Raw genomic sequence first — 21,941 nt, 5'->3', positions numbered from 1 at the left:
ATGAAAATTATTAATTTTCTGCAACATGCCAGAGATCGGATTCGTCGAGCTGTTGGCATCATAATGTTTGATCGCGCCAGAGTGGTATCTCAGGACGATGAAGGGCCCATGGTAATGGTCCGTTGGGACGCAAAGCTGGGAGATGCCATCGTTTCCTCTTGGGTGCCCAGAGAGATCCGTCGTGCTCAACCTAGGCGTGAGGTATGGGTGGTGACAACGTCAGAGATGGCACTGCTATTTCGCGATCACTTTGAAGTGGACAGGGTTATCGAGGTCCCCAAACGACCAGGCTATGGTGAGCTGAAGCGGCTAGCTAAATCCTTGGGGCATGTGGGCTATCTGGTACATCTTGGCAAGCAGCTCAAGATGAAGGACATTTACTTTCTGAGTCAGGTCGATGCGTCCCATGTGGCCGGGTTGGATGATGGGTTGGCTTGCATTGATATCAAAATTGGTGAGGCATCGGCGGGCATGCACTTTGCCGACAAATTTACCCTGCTGTTATCCAGAATGGGAATTGTCAGGCCAGATACCCGTTATATCGTGCCAGAGGACAGAGTCTGGGAGGGTAGGGTTGCCGAGTGGTGGCCAGCGGAGCAAACGGTCATAGCCTTCAACCCTTATGGCAGTGGGAGTTCGCGTCGATTACTGCCTGATCGGATTTTTCTCATGCTGGAGGGCATGCTAGCGGCTTGTCCTCACCAATTGTGCCTGCTTTTTCCACCGGGCATGGAAAGGGAAGCCTCTTCCCTGAAGTCCATGGTTTCGGAATCGGCACGCATCCTGTTGTCACCTGATTCCCCCTCCTTGGGTGGACTATTTACCCAATTGCGTCACTGTCAGGGGCTGGTTTCAGTGGATACCGCCACCATACATATAGCAGCGGGGCTGGCATTACCAATTCTTGGCCTCTATAACCCGGATCTTGGTGGCTGCAGCGAAAACTTCAACGAGTGGCATCCAAATCGGCCGGATGCTGTGGTGCTTTTCTCCAATAATCAGATGTATCAGGATATTAACTCTCTCGACTTAGCCGAGTTTGAGTGGACCTTCAAGCGCTGGGTTTCTGCTAGCCAAGAAGGGTAAGCAAACGCGTTTTCACCAGCTCTGGGGTGATTGCACGGAATAGCTCTTCATCAAAGAAATCTTTCTCTTGGCTCGGCAGCTGATAGCCAGCCTCCTTGGCATCGAATATATCGATAGCCTGATAGCGGGGATGGTTGACCGGGTTGGCGATGATCTTGTCGCCGCCGGGCGCCACTATAGTCAGCAGTGGCAGGTCTATGGCCTGCGCCATATGCCGCGGGCCTGTGTCGTTGCCGACGAACAGCTGGCAATGGGCGAAGATGCCCGCGAGCTCCCGCACCGAGCGGGTCTGTATGTGGTCAAACACGCTGGCCTGCAGCGCGGCGGGCAGCAAGGGCTTCAGGCTGCGGTTGTACTCTTCCTCCCCCGGCCCGCAGTAGATCAGGATCTGGGCGTGGTGCTGCTCTATCAGCCAGCGTGCGACTTCGGCGAAACAGTCGATGGGCCAGCGCTTGTAGTGCCCAAGGGAGTTGACCCCCATGGCGATCAGCGGCCTGCCCGGATCTATGCCGGTGGCCTGCAGTGTCTCCCGTCCCCGCTGCTTCTCCTCTTCACTCAGCCAGAGATAGTAGTTGCGATCCTCTTTGGCGAGCCCCAGAGGCTTTAGCAGCGAGAATCTGTCATCCACCAGGGTGCTGTTGCCCTGATGTTCGGTGTCATGGCGAAAGCGCACTATGCGGTTGTGGCCGAGTCGCCAGGGGAAGGAGTCGAAGCCGATCCGCAGTTTTGCCCCCGAGATGAGGCAGGTGAGCAGGCCTATCATCTGGCCCTGGCTGTTGATCACCACGTCGTAGCGCTCGCGGCGAATGCCCAGCAGCAACTCCTTCATGTAGCGCCACTCGTTGCGGCGCGCCTTCTCGATGACGATCAAGCGATCTATGTTGGGATTCCCCTCCGCCATCCCCGCGCAGTAATCCATGACCAGATAGTGAACCTCCCCGGCGGGGTCATGCTGCTTGAGGTTGTTGCACAGTGCGGTGGAGATCAGCACATCTCCTATCTGTTTGGTTTGTACTACCAGGTATTTCATGGAAGAGGCCTCGGGTGAGGTCGGGGTGGAACGTCAGCGCACCAGCATATCGCACTCCCCCGTCAGATGCTGCCGCTGTGGGCTGAAAATCCGATCCAACGCACTGTGTTTGCACATATTTTCGGCGTCGATGGGGGTGGGGGCTGCCGCAAGCAACAGGCGCGGCCCATAGACGGCGCCTGCAGACTGGCCTGGACGCAGTGGCATCAGCGCACTATCAGGCCCAGCAGTATGCTCACCACGCCGAAGTCGGTATCGCTGAAGGTGGTGTTGGCAAAGCCGAGATCCCCAAGCACCGGCAGCAGGAACACCGGCAGGAAGGTGATCAGCAGGCCATTGGCGGCTTCGATGATTCGGATGTGGTACAGGCCTGTTATCCTGCCCTGACGTCGGTACAGATCCCCTATCGCAAGATGGGCGACATGGCCGTGGAGATGATCCTGTGTAAACTGGCTGGCGAGGTACTGCAAGACGGTACCCAGACCATCGAATTCGAATTGCACAAGCGCCAGAGCACCTGATGCCGGCGCCCCAACCCCGAGAGGAAAGCATGTTCAAGGCTCTGTTACTGGATAACCAAGATGGCAAGACCACGGCGACCCTGACCCAGCTGGACGAGAGCCAGCTGCCGGCGGGCGAGGTGCGGGTGGCGGTGAGCTACAGCTCCCTCAACTACAAGGACGGGCTGGCCATCACCGGCAAGGGCAAGATAGTGCGTCAGTGGCCGCTGGTGCCTGGCATCGACTTCGTCGGCACGGTGCTCGAATCGGCGGATGGTCGCTATCAGCCCGGCGACAAAGTAGTGCTGACCGGCTGGGGTGTGGGGGAAGGGCACTGGGGCGGCATGGCCGAGCAGGCGCGGGTCAAGGCCGACTGGCTGGTGCCGCTGCCGGCCGGGCTGGATGAGCGGCAGGCCATGTGCATCGGCACCGCCGGTCTCACCGCCATGCTCTGCGTGCTGGCGCTGGAAGAGGCGGGCGTTACTCCTGCGAGCGGCGAGATCCTGGTGACGGGCGCCGCAGGCGGGGTGGGCTCCACCGCCGTGGCCCTGCTGGCTGCGCTGGGTTATCAGGTCGCGGCCCTGACCGGCCGTCCCGAGGAGCAGGGTGCCATGCTGACCGCGTTGGGTGCCAGCCGCATAGTGCCGCGCAGCGAACTGCTGGAGCCCGCCAAGGCGCTGGAGAAACAGCTGTGGGCCGGTGCCATCGACACAGTCGGCAGTCAGGTGCTGGCCAAGCTGCTGGCCCAGATGAATTACGGCGGCGCCGTGGCGGCCTGCGGGCTGGCGGGCGGCTTCGATCTGCCCACCAGCGTCATGCCTTTCATACTGCGCAACGTGCGCTTGCAGGGGGTCGACTCTGTGATGTGCCCGCGGGCGCGTCGTCAACTGGCGTGGCAGCGACTGGCGCGGGATCTGCCCGCCAGCTTCTTCGCCCAGGCGGTGACCGAGATCGGGCTGGAGCAGGTGGTGGAGGCCGCCGAGGCCATCACCCAGGGTCGGATTGCGGGTCGCACCCTGATCAAGCTCTGACCGGGTCCACTGGCGAGCCCCATTTTTCTGGATAGACTTTGAAGGCCGGTGCACTATCCAAGGAGAATGAGCATGGGTACGCAGACGCCGGATTTCGAGCTCGACGATGAGTGGGAGCCGGAATCCTGGGAAGACGAGCTGGAGGAGCTGGACGACGAGGGCTGGCAGGACTATGACCCTCTCGACGATCAGTGATTCCCTGTAACGCGTGCGGGCGGGCCTGGTGGCCCGCCCGATTTTTTGTGCGTTCGACAGCATGCCCCTTGGTGGCCGGGCGAGGCTCTGGTTAGAATGAACTGCTCAAATGGCGCTGTGGGAAGAGGGATGCCCGTCAGGCCAGAGACGCCATAAACCACTCAAACAACGCCCAAGGATGATTATGCGCTCACTCGTCATCATGCTCTGTGCCACCCTGCTCGGGGGCTGTGTCTCCAACTCGGACGATCCCTGCGAAAAGGTGTGGAGCGATGTGGGGGAAGGAGACGGCAAGCTGGGTTTCGCCGCCGATCGGGTGGAATTCCATCAGACCCAGTGCGGGACCAAGGTGGATGTCGCCATGTGGGAGCAGGGTCGCCAGAAGGGATTGGCCTGGTATTGCCGCCCGGAGCACCTCTATCTGGCCGGGCGATCGGGGGAGGAGTACCGTGGCGTCTGCCCCAATGACGTCCAGGCCCGCAGACTGTTTGCGCAGGGGCGTCATGGCTGGACCGATCAATAGGGCGCCCCTTTCTTCTTCAGAGCCTCGAGCGACGAGCAGTGGGGGAACTCATTCCCCTTTCTCTTTTAGCCGCAGCGGCTGGCACAGGTACTCTTTGTCATTGGCGCTGCGGGCGCACTTGCCGCACACGAACTTGGGTTTGCGCAATATCTTGCGCAGTGTCTTGAGATCGGCGGGGATCTCGTGACGGCGCCATTCACACAGCGTCTTGTGGCCCATGACGATGACTTCCTCGACAGTGAATGGGAGCGGTAGGGAGAGCAGACTGCCGGTCGGCACCCTGCTCGCGGTTCATTACTGATAAAGATACTTGGTGAAGATGAGCTCGCGTACCGCCTTCTTGCCGGTTTCTTTGACCAGCAGTTCGTTGACCTTGGCCTCGCACTCCTTGCGCAGCTCTTCCCGGCTCACCAGCGACTTTATCTGGGCGCCTGTCTTGCTGCCAATCAGGCGGATGATGGCGTCGCGGATCAGGGGGTCGTGCTGTTCCAGCAACTTGAGGTCGGCGGCGTTTTCGGCCATCAGCTCCACCGTCACCCGCACATAGCCCAGGGTTTTGCCATCGCCGAGGTAGTTGGTGATGATGTCCGGATCCAGCGCATGATAGGCGAATCCCGGCTGGACGGCGGCGGAGGCCGGATCGGCGGCCGCTTCCTCGTTGGCGAAGGCGTGGGTATTCAACAGGGTACAGCCCAGGGATAACACCAGCAGAATTCTGAAGATCTTCATCTAGATGGCTCGGCAGCGACGGATGCCCCATTTTTGATGCTGCCATCGGGGCCGTCAAGCACGGATGTTCTTACAATTCGCCATTGATTTACGGATAATAAACGGGATTTTAACCTGACAACGGAAATCTCCGGATGGTGAAGCTGTGAAGTCCGAGTTGACTGTTCCCCTCATCCAGCTCGTCCCCTGGCGGGCACCCGCAGAGTGTGAGCCCCCAGAGGCACTGCGGCCCTGGTTGCTGGAGGCCGACTCCATGACCCGGCGCCTGCGGCGCCACAATAGTCACCTCTCGGTGCAACTGCTCGGCAATCGCAGCGTGTCGCTGGGGTCGGACGAGCAGGCGCTGGTGGCCGTTGCGGATCCCGTGGGGATCTGCCGCGAGGTCATACTGCACGGTGACGCCGGGCCGGCCATTCTGGGCTGGACCCTGTTTGCCGAGGCGGCGCTGCAAGGGAGCGGTCTGCAGGACCTGGGGGAGCAACCACTGGGGGAGCGCATCTTCGGTGATGCACCGGCACGGCGCGATCACCTGCAACTGGCCTGCTTCGAGATCGCGAGCAATCCCTGGTGCCAGGCAGCCACCGTCTGGGGGCGCCGCTCCCGTCTCTATCTGGGGCAGTGGCCCTTGCTGGTCCACGAACTCTTCCTGCCCTCGCTATCGTCTCATTCGCTGCCATCGCATAAGGAGCTGGAGTGAAGCTGTTAACCAAGGAGCGGGGACTGGCCTATGTGCAGTTGGCCCGCATCGACAAGCCCATCGGCACCCTCTTGCTGCTGTGGCCGACCCTGTGGGCGCTCTGTCTCGCGGCCGGCGGCCTGCCGGATCCCTGGATCCTGACCGTGTTCGTGGTGGGGGTCTTCCTGATGCGCTCGGCGGGCTGTGTCATCAATGACTATGCGGATCGCAACTTCGACGGCCACGTGAAACGCACCGCCGGGCGACCGCTGCCCATGGGCCGGGTCGACGCGCGGGAGGTGCTGATCCTGTTTGCCGTGCTGGCGCTCATCTCGTTTGCCCTGGTGCTCACCCTGAACCCGCTCACCATAGGCCTGTCGTTCGCCGGCCTGCTGCTGGCGGTCTGCTACCCCTTCATGAAGCGCTTCATTCCCATCCCGCAGCTGGTGCTCGGGATGGCGTTCTCCTGGTCCATTCCCATGGCCTATGCGGCTCAGGCCAATGCCCTGCCGCCCGTCGCCTGGTTGCTGTTTCTCGCCAACCTGCTGTGGACCATAGCCTATGACACCCAGTACGCCATGGTGGACAGGGACGATGACCTCAAGCTCGGGCTCAAATCGAGCGCCATCCTGTTTGGCCGTCACGACAAGCGGATCATCGGCGTGCTGCAACTGGCAACCCTGCTCATCCTGTTGCTGGTGGGTCAGCTGATGGCGCTGGGATCCGGCTATTACTGGGGTCTGCTGGGGGCGGCGGCTTTGTTCGTCTATCAGCAGCGGCTGATCCGGGAGCGCCAGCGGGAGGCCTGCTTCCAGGCCTTCCTCAACAACAACTATGTGGGGGCCCTGGTGCTGCTCGGGGTGATCGCTCACTACCTGTGAGAAACGTCCATCTATGAAAAAGGCCGCATGATGCGGCCTTTTTGTTGGCTGTAAGACGAGGATCAGAGCCGGTTGCCCGCCTGTATGGTACGGCGGATCTTGTTGCTGAGCAGCGGCACTATGTTGTCGGCCAGCGCCTGGAAGCGACCGAGATCCGGCTTGCAGCCCGGATCCAGATAGCCTTCGCTGCGCAGGGTGTGGATCAGGGTGCTGAACAGCTTGGGATCGAAGAACTCGGGGGCGTTGATGCCGTGCAGGGTGCCGAGGCGCTCCGCCATCATCAGGCCGTCCGCCTCCAGCTGCTCCGCCTCTATGTGGGGCTGGGCCAGCATGCGGGTCAGCACTATGGCGTAGCGTTGCAGCGTCTCCTGAATGCTTTCGGCCAGCAGCAGCAGGCGCATCTGGTTGCCCGGATTGACCCAGTAGCCGCCATCGCGCGCCTCGATCAGCTGCTGGCGTTGCAGCTCGGCCAGCAGGGCATCGACCAGCTCCGGCAGCTCCTCCTCTTCGTAGCGCAGGAACAGCTCTGTCTTGAGCAGCGGGTAGATGTCGACGCAGCGGGCGACTATCTCGCCGCGGGAGATCCCCTCGCAGCGTTCGATCAAGGCCGCCACCAGGGAGGGCAGGGCGAACAGGTGCAATATGTTGTTGCGGTAGTAGGTCAGCAGGATCGCCTGATAGCGGTCCAGGCTGACTATCTGACCGAGCTTGTCCTCGCTCACCTCGAACTTGTTGAGCTCCATGGCCTGATCCAGCAGTGTCTTGGCATCCTCGTCCGGCATGGTGCTCTGGGGGCTGTAAGGTACCTGCTTGAGCAGGTCCAGATAGGTATTGATCTGGGCCTGCAGTTCGTCCCGGGTCAGGGCATGGCGCTCGGCGGCCAGCAGTGCCAGGGCACTCAGGGTCAGGCCATTGACGGCGGCGGCATCGTTGATCCGGGTCATCAAGAGCTCGGCCAGCTGATTGACGGTGGAGGCCATCCACTCCGGGCGCTCCTCGCGGCCTATGCTCTCCTTCCAGTGCGGCACGTGCTCGCCGAGGTAGCTGTTGAGGGTTAGCGGCTCGCCGAAGTTGACGAAGCCACGGCCATAGTTGCGCAGCTTGCGCAGTATGCCGAGCACCTGCAGGAAGCTCTCTTTCTCCTTGCGGCTGCCCTTGAGCTCGTTGTGGTAGGTGTTGACCTCCATCACGTGCTCGTAGCCGAGATAAACGGGCACCAGGGTCACCGGCCTGTCCAGCCCGCGCATCATGGCCTGCAGCGTCATGGCCAGCATCCCGGTCTTGGGCGGCAGCAGGCGACCGGTGCGGGAACGTCCGCCCTCGGTGAAGAACTCCACCGAGTAGCCCTTGGCAAACAGCAGGTTCAGATATTCACGGAACACTGTGCTGTAGAGCGGGTTGCCCTTGAAGGTGCGGCGGATGAAGAAGGCGCCGCCGTGGCGGAAGATGGGGCCCGCCGGCCAGAAGTTGAGGTTGATGCCGGCCGCTATGTGGGGCGGCACCATGCCCTGGTGATAGATGACGTAGGAGAGCAGCAGGTAGTCCATGTGGCTGCGATGGCAGGGGACGTAGACTATCTCGTGCCCTTCCTGGGCGAGCTGGCGCACCTGCTCGGCACCATTGACCGAGAGGCCGCGGTAGAGCTTGTTCCAGAGCCAGCCGAGGAAAGTCTCACCGAGGCGGATCAGCCGGAAGGAGAAGTTGGAGGCGATCTCGTCCATGTAGCCATGGGCGCGCTTCTGCGCCTTCTCCAGGCTGATGCCCTCGCGTCTGGCCTCTTCTTCGATGGCCTGCTGGATCACGCTCGAATCCAGCAACTGCTTGAACAGCAGGTTGCGGTTCGGCAGCTTGGGACCGGTGGCCGCCAGCTGCTGGCGGCTGAAGTGGGTACGGGCCACCCGTGCCAGCTTGTGGGCTATGGCCTCGTCGGTACCGTGCTTGTCTGCCATGTAGCGCAATGAGAGCGGCGGGGAGAAGCGCACCAGGTTTTCGCGCCCCTTGAGGATCACGATCAGCGCCTTCTTGAGCCGGTTCGGGGCCAGGCTGCTGATGATGTTCCAGCCGGAGGCTTCCTCACCTTCCCGGCCGGGGGCACGGCCCCAGAACAGGGTGACGGGCACCACCTGGATATCCAGCTCGGGATCCTGCTTGTGCAGGTCCAGCAGCTGGTGGAACTCCTGCAGGAAGGGCAGCGGCTTGCTGCGCGTGCCAAACAGGGGAGGCGGACGATCCAGACAGACGTAGCGCGGCAGCAGCTGGCCACCCAGCTCCAGCGGCGTGAAGGGGCCGGGCAGGCCGAGATCCTCGCAGCACTGTTGCAGGGTCATCAGGTCGGTGATCGAGCTGGTTTTCAGGGCATAGACTATGGGTCTGGCCGGATCCAGCTTGAGCTCCGTGATGGGATTTTCCGGCAGGCTCTTGTGATTGACCAAGCCACTGACCGGCCATTGCAGGATGGCTCTGGAAATGTTCTGTCCAAGGGACATGTGCGTCTGCTCTCCAAAAAAATGCGGCGTGAGCATAGCAAATCACCGACAGCTTGTCGCCGAGAGGTAGGATGAGTGCCTTTTCAGGATAGAAGGTGCGGGATTTTTGCGACAAGGCGGGGACAAATATCAGCAACGCCTTGCCTTGGCCACAGCACTGTATATACTGCCAGTGTGCTGTATAAAAAGACAGGTGCCAATGCTATGAAACCCCTTACCCCCCGCCAGGCTGAAGTGCTGGAGCTTATCAAGGCGAACATGAGCGAGACCGGCATGCCGCCGACTCGCGCCGAGATCGCCCAGAAGCTTGGCTTCAAGTCGGCCAATGCGGCCGAGGAACATCTGAAGGCCCTGGCCAAGAAAGGGGTCATCGAGATCATGCCCGGCACCTCCCGCGGCATCCGCCTGCTGCTCGAGGAGGAGGAGGCCGCGCCAGAAGAGAACGGCCTGCCGCTGATCGGCAAGGTCGCGGCCGGTGAGCCCATCCTGGCCCAGGAGCACATCGAGAGTCACTATCAGGTGGATCCCGCCCTGTTCCACCCGCGGGCCGACTTCCTGTTGCGGGTGCAGGGCATGAGCATGAAGAACATCGGCATCATGGATGGGGATCTGCTGGCGGTGCACAAGACCCAGGAGGTGCGCAACGGCCAGGTGGTGGTGGCGCGTCTCGATGAAGACGTCACCGTCAAGCGCTTCCAGCGCAAGGGCAGCCAGGTGTGGCTGCTGCCGGAGAACGAGGATCTCTCCCCCATAGAGGTGGATCTCTCCAGCCAGCACCTGACCATCGAAGGGCTGGCAGTCGGGGTTATTCGCAACGCCGACTGGATGTAAGCATCGAACATGCCGAGGGGCCTCCTGCGGGAGGCCCCTTCGTTTGTGCCGTTTTCCCCGTCATTCAAACAGATCCGATACCCGCCATTTTTGCCGCCCAGCCCCCGCGTACCGGCCACGCATCATGCATTTCGGATATATCCTTTGAGAAGGCCCGCAGTGTCATGGCCGGATAACCGCCATGACCTTGAGTGTGCCGCCAGGTCAGCATGGATCGCAGGGATGCATCACAACTGAGGCGGTGCGGGACAGGGAGAGTCGTCAGGCAGCAGGACGACTCAATACAGTCAGTACGCGACGGTGCTCGGTCTGCCATCCCGATGGCAGTCACACTGGTCGGCGTGGCCTGTTGAGCAAGGAGGACAGGTATGGCTTCAAGATCGCCATGGGATTCAGAGGTGGTAGTTGTACCATCGACATCGTCTATCACCCGTTTCATCAAAGGTAGTCGGATGACCTGGTTTTATGCGCTCTGGGTGTATCACAAGGGCTACGGCTGGACCATCTGGCTGGGGTGCCCCAAGGACAAGATTGTCCGCCTGGTTCGTCTGTTCCGCCGCCACCATGACATCGGCTTGCCAGATGCCCCCTGGACGGCCCCGGTCATTCCGCTGCGCGCCACTATCCGGCGCCCTCAGGGGCAGCGCAGATTGCGACCCTGAGCCAGTCCCCCGAACAGTGTGTGAGCCCCACCCGGTGTGGGGCTTTTCTTTATCCCCGCCATTGCCCGGAGATAGCGGCCGTTTCCTCCCTACGGGGCCCATTCCTGCCCAGGATCCGGACTCAGGACTAGGCAGAAACGGGGCCGGGCGGGTTACAATAGCCCTTCATTGGCCCCGCCATCTGGCTGGTTGAACTAGCAAGGTTCTGTTTTATATGGTTAAACCACGTTTTTCCCTGCTGTTGTTGCTCTTCGTCGGCAGCATAATGGCGGCTTATTACTGGAGCCAACCCTCTCTGCCTGCGCAGGCGGATTATTATCCGGTAGGGCGTGACATCAACGATTTCGCCTTTACCGATGCGGACAACCAGCCGTTCACCCCTGCCAACCTGAAGGGGCACTGGACCTTCCTGTTCATCGGCTACACCTTCTGCCCCGATATCTGCCCCACCACCCTGGCAGATATGCGCTCCATCTGACCAGCTGAAGAAGATGGCGCCCAGCAGTCAGGTGGTGTTTATCTCGGCGGATCCCCAGCGGGATGACATTCCCGTCTCAAGACCTATACCGCCTTCTTCCATCCGGAGTTCAAGGCGGCGACCGCCCCCACGACGCCCTGTTCCCGTTCGTGCGCAATCTGGGGCTCGTCTATTCCATCGCCAATCAGGGGGAGAAGGATTACCTGATCGACCACTCGGCCTCCATCGTGCTCATCAATCCCAAGGGCAAGCTGCAGGCCATGTGTTCCGCCCGCAGGTGGCGCCGGGTGAAGGTGCCAATGGTGGATATGGCCACCATGGTCTCTGATTTCGCCCGCATAGTGAAGCTGGCCGACGACTGAGCCGCCGGCGTCTTTCCCCTGAGCTTGTTGCCGTCCTGGTGGCGAGATCCCGCCGCCACCGCGCCGTGTTTGCCCTGGCCCTGCCCATGGTGTTCTCCAACGTCACCACCCCCTTGCTCGGCCTGGTGGATACCTGGGTGATAGGTCATCTCGGTCAGGCCTGGTTCCTCGGAGGCGTCTCGGTCGGGGCGACCCTCATCAATCTCCTGTTCTGGCTGCTCGGCTTCCTGCGCATGTCCACCACTGGCCTGACCGCCCAGGCTCAGGGCGCCGCCAGCGCCGAGGGGCAGCTGGACACCCTGGCGCGGGCGCTTGGCCTCGCCATCGCTCTGGGGCTGGCCCTGCTGTTGTTGCTGCTTCCCCTGTTGCCATCTGATCGCGCTCAGCGGCGGATCCCCCGAGGTGCAGGGCTATGCCGGAGACTATGTCTCGGTGCGGATCTGGAGCGCCCCGGCGGCCCTGTGCAACTTGGTCATCATGGGCTGGCTGCTGGGCATGCAGGATGCGCGCAGCCCCATGCTGCTGCTGATCCTGAGCAACCTGGTCAACATGGTGCTGGATGCCTGGTTCGTGCTGGGGCTGGGCTGGCAGGTCAGGGGGGTGGCGGCGGCCTCGGTCATGGCGGACTACAGCGCGCTGGCAGTCGGTATCTGGCTGGTACGCCGTCAGCTGCGGCAACTGGCGCCGACGGTGTGGCAGGATGGCTGGCAGCGCTGGCGGCAGTGGCCCATGGTGCGGCTGCTCGGCCTCAACAGGGACATCTTCATCCGCTCCCTCTGCCTGCAGCTCTGTTTCGCCTTCATGACCCTGCAGGGGGCCAGGCTGGGGGACGTGGCGGTGGCCGCCAATGCGGTGCTGCTCAACTTCCTGATGCTGATCTCCTACGGGCTGGATGGCTTCGCCTATGCGGTGGAAGCCATGGTGGGGCGCGCCATAGGACGGCGGGACAGGCAGGGGCTGCGGGAGGCCATCGTGCTCAATCTGGGCTGGGCCGCCCTGATTGCCAGTGCCGTTTTACCCTGGGCTTCGCCCTGCTGGGTGCTGGCTGGTCGGCATATCACCGACATTCCGGCGGTAGTGGCGGAGGCAACCGCCAACTCCCCTGGCTGATCGCCATGCCCTTGCTGGCGGTCTGGTGCTTCCTGCTGGATGGCGTCTTTATCGGGGCGACCCGGGCGCGGGAGATGCGCAACAGCATGTTGCTGGCCGCGTTTGGCGGCTTCTTCCCGATCTGGTGGCTCTGTCAGTCGTGGGGCGTGGCCGCGTTATGGGCGGCGATGGCGGCGCTGATGGTGGGGCGCGGTCTGTCGCTGGGGGTCACTTGCTGGCGGCTGGAGCGCAGCGGGCATCTGCTCGACGCCCGCCACTGATCATCGGTGGCGCTTACATGGCACCGTCGTAGCCGAGCTGGCGCCAGCTCTCGTAGACGAAGACCGACACCGCGTTGGAGAGGTTCATGCTGCGGCTCTGGGGCACCATAGGGATGCGCAGCCGCTGCTCGAACGGCAGGCTCTCGATGATCTCGATGGGCAGGCCGCGACTCTCCGGGCCAAACAGCAGGGCATCGCCGAGGGCAAACTGTGCCGCCGAGTGTGCGGTGCGGCCCTTGGTGGTGCAGGCGAACACCCGCTTGGGCACCACGGCTGCCAGAAAAGCCTCATAGCTCGGCCAGCGCTTCACCTCGGCAAATTCGTGATAGTCGAGTCCCGCCCGCTTCACCCGCTTGTCATCCCACTCAAATCCCAGCGGCTCGATCAGATGGAGCCGGTAACCGGTATTGGCGCAGAGCCGGATGATATTGCCGGTGTTGGGCGGAATTTCCGGCTGGTAGAGGACGATATCGAGCATGACGAGCTCCTGCAAAGGGATGTAAAGCCAAGAAGGGGCGCCAGCATACCCAGCGCCCGTTCGATGAAAAGGAGTGGCTCACACCATGGGCAGGCGTATGGTGATGACGAGCCCGGTCGGGTGATTGCTGCTGGCCTTGATGGTGCCGCCATGGCGCTGGATCGCCTCGGCGGCGATGGCGAGGCCGAGGCCGGTGCCGCCCGTCTTGGCGTTGCGGGCATCATCGACCCGGAAGAAGGGCAGGAACAGCATTGGGCTGCTGCTCCACCGGCACGCCTGGGCCGTCATCCCTGATGGTCATCACCCACTCCCGTCCCTCCTGATACCAATCCACCTTGATGAACTCGCGGGCATACTTGAGCGCATTGCGCAGCGGGTTCTCCAGGGCCCTCGCCAGCAGCTCGGGCCACATCCGCAGCGACTCGGTCGGCAGCGGCGGCAGCCTGAGCTGCTTGCCATTCTGATTGGCCTCGAACATGGCGTCGTCCAGTATGGGCTCCAGCAGATCCGCCAGCGGCAGCTCCACCGGGGCTTCCACGTGCTGCTGGACCCGGGACAGATCCAGCAGATCCCCGATCAGCTTGTCGAGCCGGGCGATTTCGCTCTCGATCCGCGCCAGCTCCGAGCTGTCCCCCTGCTTGCGGCGGATCAAGGCCTGCGCCAGCTGAATGCGGGTGAGGGGGCTGCGCAGCTCGTGGGAGATGTCGGACAGCAACTGTTTCTGCTTCTGGATCATGCGCTTGAGGGTGTCCACCATGTGGCTGACATGATCCGCCAGCTGACCTATCTCGTCCCGCCGCCCCAGATTGGGGATCCGGGTCTCCAGCTTGCCCTGCGCCAGCTGGGAGACCGACTGCTGCAACTGCAGTATGGGGCGGGTCAGCCGCCAGGCCAGCAGCAGACAGAGGGGGGTGCTGACCAACATGGCGATGCCCAGGATCTGGATGGGGTGATCCAGGATCTGGATAAACAGGAACAGATAGGAGTTTTCGACGTTGAGCCCGAAGTAGACGTGATAGCTCTGGCCGTGGTGCTGCATCTGGAAGGGGCCGGCGATGGCCCGCTGGTGTTCGCTGCCCAGCATGGGCTTGGCCGGGTTGTCGGCGTCGAGCATGAAGCGGATGACGAACTTGCTCAGCCGGGTGGTGGATTGCATCTGGCCCTTGGCGTCGCGCAGGTAGACGTTGTCCACCGGCAGCAGCCCGGCCGCCGTGATGGCCTGTTGCAGATCGAAATCCTGGTTCGGGTCGGCGCCAGCCTGCAGCGCCCGCAGGTTGTTGTTCATCCTGGCCATCTCGTGCTCGGGCAGGGGTATGGTGTTGCGGGGATCCAGGGTGGGCAGTATCACCACGGCGGCCAGCACGAGCAGCAGCATGAACCAGAACCAGAGGAAGATCTGGGTGGAGAGGCCATTGAAGGTGCGGGCCGTTTTCATGCCTGCTCCAGCCAGAGGTAGCCTCGGCCACGCACCGTCTTGAAGCGGGGCTGGCCATCGCTGCGCTCAGGCAGCTTCTTGCGCAGGTTGCTCAGGTGCATGTCGATGGCCCGATCGAAGGGCTCGAGCTTCTTGCCAAGCACCTGTTCGGACAACAGATTCTTGCTGACGATCTGGCCCGGGCTGCGCAGCAGGCACTCCAGCAGGCCGAACTCGGTGGCGGTGAGCTCCAGCAGCTGATCGTCGCAGCGGGCCTGTTGCAGGCCGGGTTGCAGCACCAGGTCCATGAAGCGCAGCTCGTCGGATGCGCCGCGCTGGGGGGAGGGATTCTGGGTGCGGCGCAAGATGGCGCGCACCCGCGCCAGCAGCTCTCTGTCGTCGAAGGGCTTGGCCAGATAGTCATCGGCCCCCGCTTCGAGCCCGTTGACCCTGTCCTGGCTGTCGCCCCGGGCTGTCAGCATAAGCACAGGGGTGTCGTGGGTCTTGCGCAGCCTGGTCAGCATGGCGAACCCGTTGAGTCTGGGCATCATGACGTCCAGCAACACCAGATCGAATGCCTGCTCTGCCAGCCGCAGCAGCCCCTCCTCCCCATCCTCGGCGACGGTGACGTCAAACCCTTCCAGGGTCAGGATTTCGGTGAGCAGCTGGGTCAGTTCGAGATCGTCGTCGACCAGGAGTATTTTGTTCATTCGGGTCACTCCGTTGATTTTGCACGCCAAACTGACGTTCGGGTCAGGGTATAATAAGTTTTTACGCGTCAGAGGAAAGCCGGTTTTGAGCCACCAACACTATTCCCGCTGGGTCACCCTCGCCAGCACGGCGGCGGTCGTCACCGCCACCCTGCTGATCCTGGGCAAGCTGATCGCCTGGTTGATGACGGACTCTTCCAGCCTGCTGGCGTCCCTCACAGACTCCTTCATGGATGTGAGCGCCTCCATCATCAACCTGCTGGCCATCCGCTACGCGCTGGCGCCGGCCGATGAGGAGCACCGCTTCGGCCACGGCAAGGCGGAGTCGCTGGCTGGTCTGATCCAGTCGGCCTTCATCTCTGGCTCTGCCCTGCTGCTGATGATGCACGGCATCTCGTCGATGCTGAACCAGGTTCCCGTGGTGCGGCTCGAGGCCGGGATCTGGGTCAGTGCCGGCTCCATCCTGCTGACCCTGCTGCTGGTCAGCTTCCAGAGCCTCGTCATTCGCAAGACCAACAGCGTGGCCATCAAGGCCGACATGCTGCACTACCGCTCTGACTTGTTGCTCAATGCCGGTGTGCTGGTGGCACTGGTGCTGGCGGGTCAGGGGTGGTACTGGGCCGATGGCCTGTTCGCCATCCTGATCGGTCTGTTCCTGGTGTGGGGAGCCGTCCAGATCGGCTACGAATCGGTACAGGCCCTGCTCGATCGTCAGTTGCCAGAGGAAGAACAAGCGAGAATAATGGCGCTCTGCTGTGCCGTAGAGGGGGTGCATGGCGTACATGATCTGCGTACCCGTCAATCCGGGCCGACCCGCTTCGTGCAGTTGCATCTGGAGCTTGACGATCAGATCCCCCTGGTCAAGGCCCATCAGATAGCCGACGAGGCTGAACTGGCGGTCCGCCAGTCCTTTGAGCGGATGGAGGTGATCATCCACATGGACCCCATCTCGGTGCTGACAAAAGAACAACAAGGCACTCACCCTGAACAACAGTAGGCTGCAACATGGATGATCTGGTTGCCCAAACGTGGCAAAAAATTCAGCAGGAAGCGCAGAGCATGGCGGCCCAGGAGCCCATGCTGGCCAGCTTCTTTCACTCCACCATTCTCAATCACAGTGATCTGCGCTCGGCGCTGAGCTTCCAGCTCGCCAACAAGCTCGACAGCACCACAATGCCAGCCATCGCCCTGCGCGAGGTGATCGAGCTGGCCCTGCGCAGCGAACCCGAGTTGCTGGCAGCTGTGGCCGCCGACATCTGCGCGGTACAGGATCGTGACCCCGCCGTCGACCTCTTCTCGACGCCGCTGCTTTACCTCAAGGGATTCCATGCCCTCCAGGGATACCGGGTCGCCAACTGGCTGTGGCGCCAGGGGCGTCGCTCGCTGGCGCTCTACCTGCAAAACCAGATCTCAGTGGTGTTCGGGGTCGATGTGCACCCGGCCGCGCGGATCGGCAAGGGCATCATGTTTGACCACGCCACCGGCATAGTGGTCGGTGAAACCGCGGTGATCGAGAACGATGTCTCCATCCTGCAGAGCGTGACTCTGGGGGGCACCGGCAAGGAGAGTGGCGACCGTCATCCCAAGATCCGCGAAGGGGTGATGATAGGGGCGGGCGCCAAGGTGCTCGGCAACATAGAGGTGGGGGTCGGCGCCAAGATAGGGGCCGGCAGCGTGGTGATCAACCCGGTGCCGCCCCACACCACGGTCGCCGGCGTGCCCGCCAAGATAGTGGGCCGACCCGAGTGCGACAAGCCCTCCCTGGACATGGATCAGTGTCTCTGATCCCCTGACCGAGGCCGTTGTATGGTCAAGCGCTGGTCAGGCTATCTGATCCTGGGGATGTGGCTGCTCAACCTGCTGCACCTCTATCTGGGATTCTCCCCCTGGCCGGCCGCCGTCGCGGCCTGGGCCGCCTCCCTGCTCACCTGGCCCTGGCTGGTGGGCGCCGCCCGTCGTCAGGCACTGGCGCTCTATGGGGCGGCACTGCTGCTGCTGATCTTCTCCTGGTGGCGCGGGGCCAGCCTCAGCCCCGGTGACTGGCTGCTGCCCAACATCAACATGCTCACCATGTTTGCTGCCGTCAGTACCCTCAACCTCGCCACCTCGGGTCTGCTGACAGGCGCCGCCTCCTGGTCCGGTCGCAAGGGGCTGTGGAGCACCATGGCCAGCCTCAATCTGCTCGGTGCCGTCATCAACCTCTCTGTGCTCTTCATCATCGGTGATCGGCTGGAGCGCAATGGTACCCTTGAGCGGTGCCAGGTCATGGTGTTGAGCCGGATCTTCTGCGCCGCGGCCTTCTGGTCTCCCTTCTTCGTCGCCATGGCGGTGGCGCTCACTTACGCCCCCGGCCTGCAGCTGGCCAGCATATTGCCGTTTGGCATCCTCGCCGCCCTGCTGGCCATGGGACTGACGGCCTGGCAGGTGGAGCGGCTCGGGGTGGCGGGCTTCGAAGGCTATCCCCTGAGGTTGCAGACCCTGGGGCTGCCGGTGACCCTGGCGCTGCTGGTGCTGTTGATCCACAGGCTCTGGCCCGGGCTCAGCATTCTGGCGGTGATCGCGCTGGTGGCCCCCTTGCTGGCACTGCTCTTCATGCCAAGCCAGGGACGCGGGGCGGCCCTCAAGCGGCAGGTGGTGGAACGCTTCCCCGCCATCGGCGGCCAGCTGGTGCTGTTCCTGGGGGCAGGTCTGCTGGCTGCCGGCATCAACAGCGCCCTCTCTGTCATCGACTTCGGTGCAGGTCACGGTCTGCCGCTGTTCAACCACTTCGGCTGGCTCGAGGCATCCCTCACCCTGCTGCTTATCTTCCTGGTCGCCATCATAGGCGTACACCCCCTCATCAGCATCTCGGGGGTGGCCCCCTTGTTGTGGCCGCTGTCACCGGATCCCAGCCTGCTCGGCATGTGTTTCCTGCTGGGGTGGGGGCTCGCCACTGGCACCAGCCCGTTGTCCGGCTCCAACCTGGCGCTGGCCTCCCGCTACAACCTGAGCGCCGGGCTGCTGCTGCGCTGGAACCTGCTCTACGGGCTGCTGATGTACGGGGTGGCCTGTCTGCTGATGGGGGGCTTCATCACCCTGCACGGCTGACATTGGCGGCGGGAGAGGGGCCGATTCGCAGGGGGCCATGACGCCGCGGCGAGCGTCCCGGATCGCGGTTCCTGCCCCCTGCGAGAAAAACCGACGCATATTTAAGCAATACCGGCACGGAGGGCGCATTTTGCAACGCGCTGGCTTGTTTGTGCCGAGCGCATCAGGGTATGCTGGCTTCACGCGCTTGATCGCCCCCTGTGGGGCATCGCAATTGAACATACAGGTATGCATATGTCACTAGAAGTCCTTGAGCAACTCGAATCCAAAGTACAATCCGCCGTCGACAACATCTCCCTGCTGAAAATGGAGCTGGACGAGCTGAAAGAGCAGAACAACAAGCTGCAAGACGAGAACCATCAGCTGCGCAACGAGCATGTTGCCTGGCAAGAACGTCTGCGCGCCCTGCTGGGCAAGATGGACCAGATGGGCGATGCCATCTGATCCCGTCTTGACTGACTGGAATGAAAGCGGGCCGCTCTTTGAGCGGCCCGCTTGTTTTGGCAGGGGTAGGGATCACAGGGCCAGCAGCTGCTTGACCGTCTTCTCTATACCGTCGGCGGCCTCGAGGATGTTCTGGGCCAGCATGTAGGCCGGGGTCGAGATGACCTTGCGTTCCTGATCCACCACAAACTCGCTGACCGGGCAGTTGAGATGGCTGCCCCCCATGGCCTCGATGGCATTGGCGGCGCCCTCGTCATGGCCTATGGTGGCCAGGGTGCCAGCGCCATAGATGAGAGGTATCATGGCCGGTGCTATGCAGATATAGGCCGCCGGTTTGCGGGCTTTGGCAAAGCTCTGGCACGCCTTCAGCACATCGGGCTGGATCTGGCAGTTGGCGCCCTGGACGGCGAAGTCGCACAGATTCTTGGCGGCGCCAAAGCCGCCGGGCACCAGCAGGGCATCGAAGTCGGCCGCATCCAGCTCGGCCACATTCCTGATCTGCCCGCGGCAGATACGGGCTGCCTCGACCAGGACGTTGCGGCTCTCCCCCTCGCTCACCTCGCCGGTCAGGTGGTTGATGACGTGCAATTGAGGCACGTCGGGCGCGAAGCACTGGGTGGTGGCGCCCTGACGGGCCAGTGCCAGCAGGCTGATGACGGCTTCATGGATCTCGGCGCCATCAAACACGCCACAGCCACTCAAGATCACGGCCACTTTTTTCATGGCAGACTCCTCGTTGTTGAAAATGTGAGCCAGGGTAGATTGTTGTACTTTTGTATGGTTATCGTTCGGCCTCCACTGGTCAAGTCATCTTGCTGTGCTAGGATTGTTTCGTTTTGGATCCTGCCTCGTTGACCCCCTTGAATTTTTTTCCACATTGATCGAGATCATGATGAAGGCATCATGGTTGGTTTTTACGATCTCAACGTGCTGTTTTATATGCTCTTTTTGTTTTTAATCCACAGCTTTGCCACCATGGCGCAGCCATGAGTCCATTTTTGAGCACAGAGTTATCCACAGGTCAGGGGCCACTTAATGGTACCAATGGGAGGGGGCCAGCCCCTTGGTGTGCCGCGGGCCCTGTGGCATCCTAGCGACTGTTTATTCCTGGCAGGACGATTTCATGGCCCCTAGCAATCCCCTTATCTTGGTCGACGGCTCTTCATATCTTTACCGCGCCTTCTTCGCCTCCCAGCAGGCCGATCTGCGCACATCGACCGGTTTGCCAAGCGGCGCCGTCCGGGTGATGGCCAACATGATGCGCAGCCTGCGCAAGCAATACCCCGACAGCCATGTGGCCGTGGTGTTCGACGCTAAGGGCAAGACCTTCCGTGACGACATCTACCCCGAGTACAAGGCGACCCGCGCCAGCATGCCGGACGATCTGCGCAGCCAGGTTGCCCCCATTCACCAGATGATCAAGGCGATGGGCTTCCCCTTCCTGATGGTCGAAGGGGTCGAGGCCGACGACGTGATCGGCACGCTCGCCCGCCAGGCGACCGAGAAACAGCTGCCCGTGCTCATCAGCACAGGTGATAAGGACATGGCACAGCTGGTCTCCGACCATGTCACCCTGATCGACACCATGAAGGATGTGAAGACAGATCGGGAAGGGGTGATCGAGAAGTTCGGCGTGCCCCCCGAGCTCATCATCGACTACCTGGCCCTGATGGGGGACAAGGTGGACAACATTCCCGGCATGGCAGGGGTGGGCGAGAAGACGGCCCAGGCACTGTTGCAGGGGATAGGCAGCATCGATCAGATCGCCGCCAACCTCGACAAGGTCGCCGCCCTGGGCTTTCGTGGCTCCAAGGCGTTTGCCGACAAATTCCGCGAGCAGGAGGAACAGGTTCGCCTCTCCTACCAGCTGGCAACCATCAAGACCGACGTGGAGCTGGAGCAGAGTCTGGAAGAGCTGCTGCTGGGCCCGATCGACAAGGAGTCCCTGCTGGCGGTCTACCGCGAGTACGAACTGCGCAACCTGATCAAGGAGCTGGAGTCCGGTGGCGAAGAGAGCGCCGGGCAGGAAGTGGCCGCTGATGACGCCGCCGCTCCGGTTGCTGCCATCGAGACCGACTACAGCTGCATTCTGGAGGAGGCCGAGTTCGACGACTGGCTGGCACTGTTGAAAGCGGCGCCCCTATTTGCCTTCGACACCGAGACCACCAGTCTCGACTATATGGAGGCGCGAGTGGTTGGCGTGTCGTTCGCCATCGAGCCGGGCAAGGCGGCCTATGTTCCCTTCGGCCACGACTATCTGGGGGCTCCAACCCAGCTGACCGAACAGCAGGTGCTGGGCAAGCTCAAACCCCTGCTGGAGGATCCGGCCCGTCTCAAGGTCGGGCAGAACCTCAAGTACGATCGCAACGTGCTGCAGAACCACGGCATCGATCTGCAGGGCATCGCCTACGACACCATGCTCGAATCCTATGTGCTCAACTCCACCGCCAGCCGTCACGACATGGACTCCCTGGCCAGGAAGTATCTGGGCGTCGACACCATCTCGTTCGAAGAGATCGCCGGCAAGGGGGCCAAGCAGCTCACCTTCAACCAGATCGAACTGGAGCAGGCGGCCCCTTACGCGGCGGAAGATGCCGACATCACCCTGCGTCTGCACCAGACCCTGTGGGGCGAACTCAGCAAGCTGCCTGAGCTTGCCAAGGTATTCACCGAGATCGAACTGCCCCTGCTGCCGGTGCTGGCACGGATGGAACTGCTCGGGACCACCATAGATCCCAAATTGCTGCACCAGCAGAGCCAGGAGATCGAAGTGCGTCTGGCGGAGCTGGAGCGGCAGGCGCACGAGCTGGCCGGGCAGGAGTTCAACCTCTCCTCACCCAAGCAGCTCGGCGAGATACTGTTCGTCAAGCTGGGGCTGCCCATCCTCAAGAAGACCCCCAAGGGCGCCCCGTCCACCGCCGAAGAGGTGCTGGCTGAATTGGCGGAAACCTACGATCTGCCGCGCCTG

General features: G+C 62.2%; 22 protein-coding genes and 3 pseudogenes (1 of these 25 cut by a window edge). 16 read left to right on the top strand and 9 right to left on the bottom strand.

Annotated features, from left to right (window positions below):
• The gene (locus tag ACF2JD_RS17925; protein WP_440987899.1) at positions 1-1,086 is read left to right on the top strand and encodes a glycosyltransferase family 9 protein; all 1,086 of its coding nucleotides are present in this window, start codon (positions 1-3) and stop codon (positions 1,084-1,086) included.
• On the opposite strand, the gene ACF2JD_RS17920 is transcribed toward ACF2JD_RS17925, so the two are convergent.
• Entirely contained in the window at positions 1,070-2,116 is a 1,047-nt protein-coding gene (locus ACF2JD_RS17920; RefSeq protein WP_440987898.1) for a glycosyltransferase family 9 protein, read from the bottom strand. The two genes, ACF2JD_RS17925 and ACF2JD_RS17920, sit on opposite strands and share 17 nt — an antisense overlap.
• 206 nt (positions 2,117-2,322) lie before the next feature.
• On the bottom strand, positions 2,323-2,523 hold the full coding sequence (locus ACF2JD_RS17915; protein ID WP_408819920.1) for a PTS transporter subunit IIC: 201 nt from the start codon (positions 2,521-2,523) through the stop codon (positions 2,323-2,325).
• Here ACF2JD_RS17915 and ACF2JD_RS17910 point away from each other — a divergent pair.
• From ACF2JD_RS17910 to ACF2JD_RS17895, 4 genes are all read left to right on the top strand, one after another.
• Positions 2,476-2,637 (top strand): substrate-binding domain-containing protein, encoded by a 162-nt coding sequence (locus ACF2JD_RS17910; RefSeq protein ID WP_408819910.1) that lies wholly within the window; start codon positions 2,476-2,478, stop codon positions 2,635-2,637. The two genes, ACF2JD_RS17915 and ACF2JD_RS17910, sit on opposite strands and share 48 nt — an antisense overlap.
• Before the next feature lie 29 nt (positions 2,638-2,666).
• Positions 2,667-3,647, top strand: coding sequence for an acrylyl-CoA reductase (NADPH) (gene acuI / locus ACF2JD_RS17905; RefSeq protein ID WP_440987897.1), 981 nt, complete (start codon positions 2,667-2,669; stop codon positions 3,645-3,647).
• Between the two features lie 72 nt (positions 3,648-3,719).
• Positions 3,720-3,842 (top strand): hypothetical protein, encoded by a 123-nt coding sequence (locus tag ACF2JD_RS17900; RefSeq protein ID WP_080675028.1) that lies wholly within the window; start codon positions 3,720-3,722, stop codon positions 3,840-3,842.
• Positions 3,843-4,020: 178 nt separating this feature from the next.
• On the top strand, positions 4,021-4,365 hold the full coding sequence (locus ACF2JD_RS17895; protein WP_393937119.1) for a DUF2799 domain-containing protein: 345 nt from the start codon (positions 4,021-4,023) through the stop codon (positions 4,363-4,365).
• 48 nt (positions 4,366-4,413) lie between these two features.
• Here ACF2JD_RS17895 and ACF2JD_RS17890 read toward each other — a convergent pair whose 3' ends face one another.
• Both ACF2JD_RS17890 and ACF2JD_RS17885 read right to left on the bottom strand, forming a co-directional pair.
• Positions 4,414-4,644, bottom strand: coding sequence for a hypothetical protein (locus ACF2JD_RS17890; RefSeq protein WP_163156991.1), 231 nt, complete (start codon positions 4,642-4,644; stop codon positions 4,414-4,416).
• Between the two features lie 15 nt (positions 4,645-4,659).
• The gene (locus ACF2JD_RS17885; RefSeq protein ID WP_139745890.1) at positions 4,660-5,094 is read right to left on the bottom strand and encodes a flagellar basal body-associated protein FliL; all 435 of its coding nucleotides are present in this window, start codon (positions 5,092-5,094) and stop codon (positions 4,660-4,662) included.
• Positions 5,095-5,239: 145 nt separating this feature from the next.
• On the opposite strand from ACF2JD_RS17885, the gene ACF2JD_RS17880 reads away from it, so the two are divergent.
• Both ACF2JD_RS17880 and ubiA read left to right on the top strand, forming a co-directional pair.
• A complete protein-coding gene (locus tag ACF2JD_RS17880) occupies positions 5,240-5,791 on the top strand; it encodes a chorismate--pyruvate lyase family protein (protein WP_163150196.1) in 552 nt (183 codons plus the stop codon).
• Positions 5,788-6,651: a 4-hydroxybenzoate octaprenyltransferase gene (ubiA, locus tag ACF2JD_RS17875; RefSeq protein WP_111913513.1), complete on the top strand. Its 864-nt coding sequence runs from the start codon at positions 5,788-5,790 to the stop codon at positions 6,649-6,651. Before ACF2JD_RS17880 ends, ubiA begins: the two co-directional genes overlap by 4 nt.
• Before the next feature lie 62 nt (positions 6,652-6,713).
• Here the strand turns inward: ubiA and plsB are convergent, their stop codons facing one another.
• Positions 6,714-9,137, bottom strand: a complete 2,424-nt coding sequence (plsB, locus tag ACF2JD_RS17870; protein WP_440987896.1) for a glycerol-3-phosphate 1-O-acyltransferase PlsB — start codon at positions 9,135-9,137, stop codon at positions 6,714-6,716.
• Between the two features lie 204 nt (positions 9,138-9,341).
• Between plsB and lexA the strand changes: the two genes are divergently transcribed.
• From lexA to ACF2JD_RS17850, 4 genes and pseudogenes are all read left to right on the top strand, one after another.
• Entirely contained in the window at positions 9,342-9,968 is a 627-nt protein-coding gene (gene lexA / locus ACF2JD_RS17865; RefSeq protein WP_025325267.1) for a transcriptional repressor LexA, read from the top strand.
• A gap of 452 nt (positions 9,969-10,420) precedes the next feature.
• Complete coding sequence (locus ACF2JD_RS17860; protein WP_440987895.1) at positions 10,421-10,630, top strand: hypothetical protein; 210 nt, start codon at positions 10,421-10,423, stop codon at positions 10,628-10,630.
• 214 nt (positions 10,631-10,844) lie between these two features.
• A pseudogene (locus ACF2JD_RS17855) lies at positions 10,845-11,470 on the top strand (SCO family protein).
• Positions 11,471-11,488: 18 nt separating this feature from the next.
• A pseudogene (locus ACF2JD_RS17850) lies at positions 11,489-12,840 on the top strand (MATE family efflux transporter).
• Positions 12,841-12,853: 13 nt separating this feature from the next.
• Here the strand turns inward: ACF2JD_RS17850 and trmL are convergent.
• The 3 genes and pseudogenes from trmL to ACF2JD_RS17835 form a co-directional block, all read right to left on the bottom strand.
• Positions 12,854-13,318, bottom strand: coding sequence for a tRNA (uridine(34)/cytosine(34)/5-carboxymethylaminomethyluridine(34)-2'-O)-methyltransferase TrmL (trmL, locus tag ACF2JD_RS17845; RefSeq protein WP_440987894.1), 465 nt, complete (start codon positions 13,316-13,318; stop codon positions 12,854-12,856).
• A 78-nt stretch (positions 13,319-13,396) separates the two neighbouring features.
• Positions 13,397-14,753, bottom strand: a pseudogene (locus ACF2JD_RS17840) (ATP-binding protein).
• On the bottom strand, positions 14,750-15,442 hold the full coding sequence (locus tag ACF2JD_RS17835; RefSeq protein WP_139745863.1) for a response regulator: 693 nt from the start codon (positions 15,440-15,442) through the stop codon (positions 14,750-14,752). The pseudogene ACF2JD_RS17840 and the gene ACF2JD_RS17835 overlap by 4 nt, the downstream one beginning before the upstream one ends.
• Positions 15,443-15,527: 85 nt before the next feature.
• Between ACF2JD_RS17835 and fieF the strand changes: the two genes are divergently transcribed.
• From fieF to ACF2JD_RS17815, 4 genes are all read left to right on the top strand, one after another.
• Positions 15,528-16,439 carry a cation efflux pump FieF gene (gene fieF / locus ACF2JD_RS17830; protein WP_106885316.1) on the top strand — a complete coding sequence of 304 codons (912 nt, stop codon included), beginning with the start codon at positions 15,528-15,530 and terminating at the stop codon, positions 16,437-16,439.
• Positions 16,440-16,447: 8 nt separating this feature from the next.
• Entirely contained in the window at positions 16,448-17,227 is a 780-nt protein-coding gene (cysE, locus tag ACF2JD_RS17825) for a serine O-acetyltransferase (protein WP_025325275.1), read from the top strand.
• Between the two features lie 21 nt (positions 17,228-17,248).
• Complete coding sequence (locus ACF2JD_RS17820) at positions 17,249-18,529, top strand: hypothetical protein (RefSeq protein ID WP_440987893.1); 1,281 nt, start codon at positions 17,249-17,251, stop codon at positions 18,527-18,529.
• Positions 18,530-18,763: 234 nt separating this feature from the next.
• Positions 18,764-18,973 carry a cell division protein ZapB gene (locus ACF2JD_RS17815; RefSeq protein ID WP_025325277.1) on the top strand — a complete coding sequence of 70 codons (210 nt, stop codon included), beginning with the start codon at positions 18,764-18,766 and terminating at the stop codon, positions 18,971-18,973.
• A 72-nt stretch (positions 18,974-19,045) separates the two neighbouring features.
• Here the strand turns inward: ACF2JD_RS17815 and elbB are convergent, their stop codons facing one another.
• Positions 19,046-19,696 (bottom strand): isoprenoid biosynthesis glyoxalase ElbB, encoded by a 651-nt coding sequence (gene elbB, locus ACF2JD_RS17810; protein WP_111913696.1) that lies wholly within the window; start codon positions 19,694-19,696, stop codon positions 19,046-19,048.
• 400 nt (positions 19,697-20,096) lie between these two features.
• Here elbB and polA point away from each other — a divergent pair, with 400 nt between their 5' ends.
• Positions 20,097-21,941 carry the 5' portion of a DNA polymerase I gene (gene polA, locus ACF2JD_RS17805; RefSeq protein WP_440987892.1) on the top strand. Its footprint extends 912 nt past the window's final position, so the window shows 1,845 of its 2,757 coding nt (coding positions 1-1,845); its start codon is at positions 20,097-20,099; its stop codon lies off the right edge, out of view.

The organism is Aeromonas ichthyocola (assembly GCF_046087985.1).
Taxonomy (GTDB): domain Bacteria; phylum Pseudomonadota; class Gammaproteobacteria; order Enterobacterales; family Aeromonadaceae; genus Aeromonas; species Aeromonas rivipollensis.
The sequence above is the reverse complement of the archived record's forward strand: the minus strand, read 5'-3'. Positions and strand labels throughout refer to the sequence as shown.

What these genes read in the sequence shown, in the direction of transcription:
- ACF2JD_RS17925 (WP_440987899.1), top strand. Translation starts at nt 1, where the DNA reads ATGAAAATTATTAATTTTCTGCAACATGCCAGAGATCGGATTCGTCGA.
- ACF2JD_RS17895 (WP_393937119.1), top strand. Translation starts at nt 4,021, where the DNA reads ATGATTATGCGCTCACTCGTCATCATGCTCTGTGCCACCCTGCTCGGG.
- ACF2JD_RS17860 (WP_440987895.1), top strand. Translation starts at nt 10,421, where the DNA reads ATGACCTGGTTTTATGCGCTCTGGGTGTATCACAAGGGCTACGGCTGG.
- lexA (WP_025325267.1), top strand. Translation starts at nt 9,342, where the DNA reads ATGAAACCCCTTACCCCCCGCCAGGCTGAAGTGCTGGAGCTTATCAAG.
- ACF2JD_RS17885 (WP_139745890.1), bottom strand. Translation starts at nt 5,094, where the DNA reads ATGAAGATCTTCAGAATTCTGCTGGTGTTATCCCTGGGCTGTACCCTG.
- ACF2JD_RS17920 (WP_440987898.1), bottom strand. Translation starts at nt 2,116, where the DNA reads ATGAAATACCTGGTAGTACAAACCAAACAGATAGGAGATGTGCTGATC.
- trmL (WP_440987894.1), bottom strand. Translation starts at nt 13,318, where the DNA reads ATGCTCGATATCGTCCTCTACCAGCCGGAAATTCCGCCCAACACCGGC.
- ACF2JD_RS17835 (WP_139745863.1), bottom strand. Translation starts at nt 15,442, where the DNA reads ATGAACAAAATACTCCTGGTCGACGACGATCTCGAACTGACCCAGCTG.
- ACF2JD_RS17900 (WP_080675028.1), top strand. Translation starts at nt 3,720, where the DNA reads ATGGGTACGCAGACGCCGGATTTCGAGCTCGACGATGAGTGGGAGCCG.
- plsB (WP_440987896.1), bottom strand. Translation starts at nt 9,137, where the DNA reads ATGTCCCTTGGACAGAACATTTCCAGAGCCATCCTGCAATGGCCGGTC.
- elbB (WP_111913696.1), bottom strand. Translation starts at nt 19,696, where the DNA reads ATGAAAAAAGTGGCCGTGATCTTGAGTGGCTGTGGCGTGTTTGATGGC.
- acuI (WP_440987897.1), top strand. Translation starts at nt 2,667, where the DNA reads ATGTTCAAGGCTCTGTTACTGGATAACCAAGATGGCAAGACCACGGCG.
- cysE (WP_025325275.1), top strand. Translation starts at nt 16,448, where the DNA reads ATGGATGATCTGGTTGCCCAAACGTGGCAAAAAATTCAGCAGGAAGCG.
- ACF2JD_RS17815 (WP_025325277.1), top strand. Translation starts at nt 18,764, where the DNA reads ATGTCACTAGAAGTCCTTGAGCAACTCGAATCCAAAGTACAATCCGCC.
- ACF2JD_RS17820 (WP_440987893.1), top strand. Translation starts at nt 17,249, where the DNA reads ATGGTCAAGCGCTGGTCAGGCTATCTGATCCTGGGGATGTGGCTGCTC.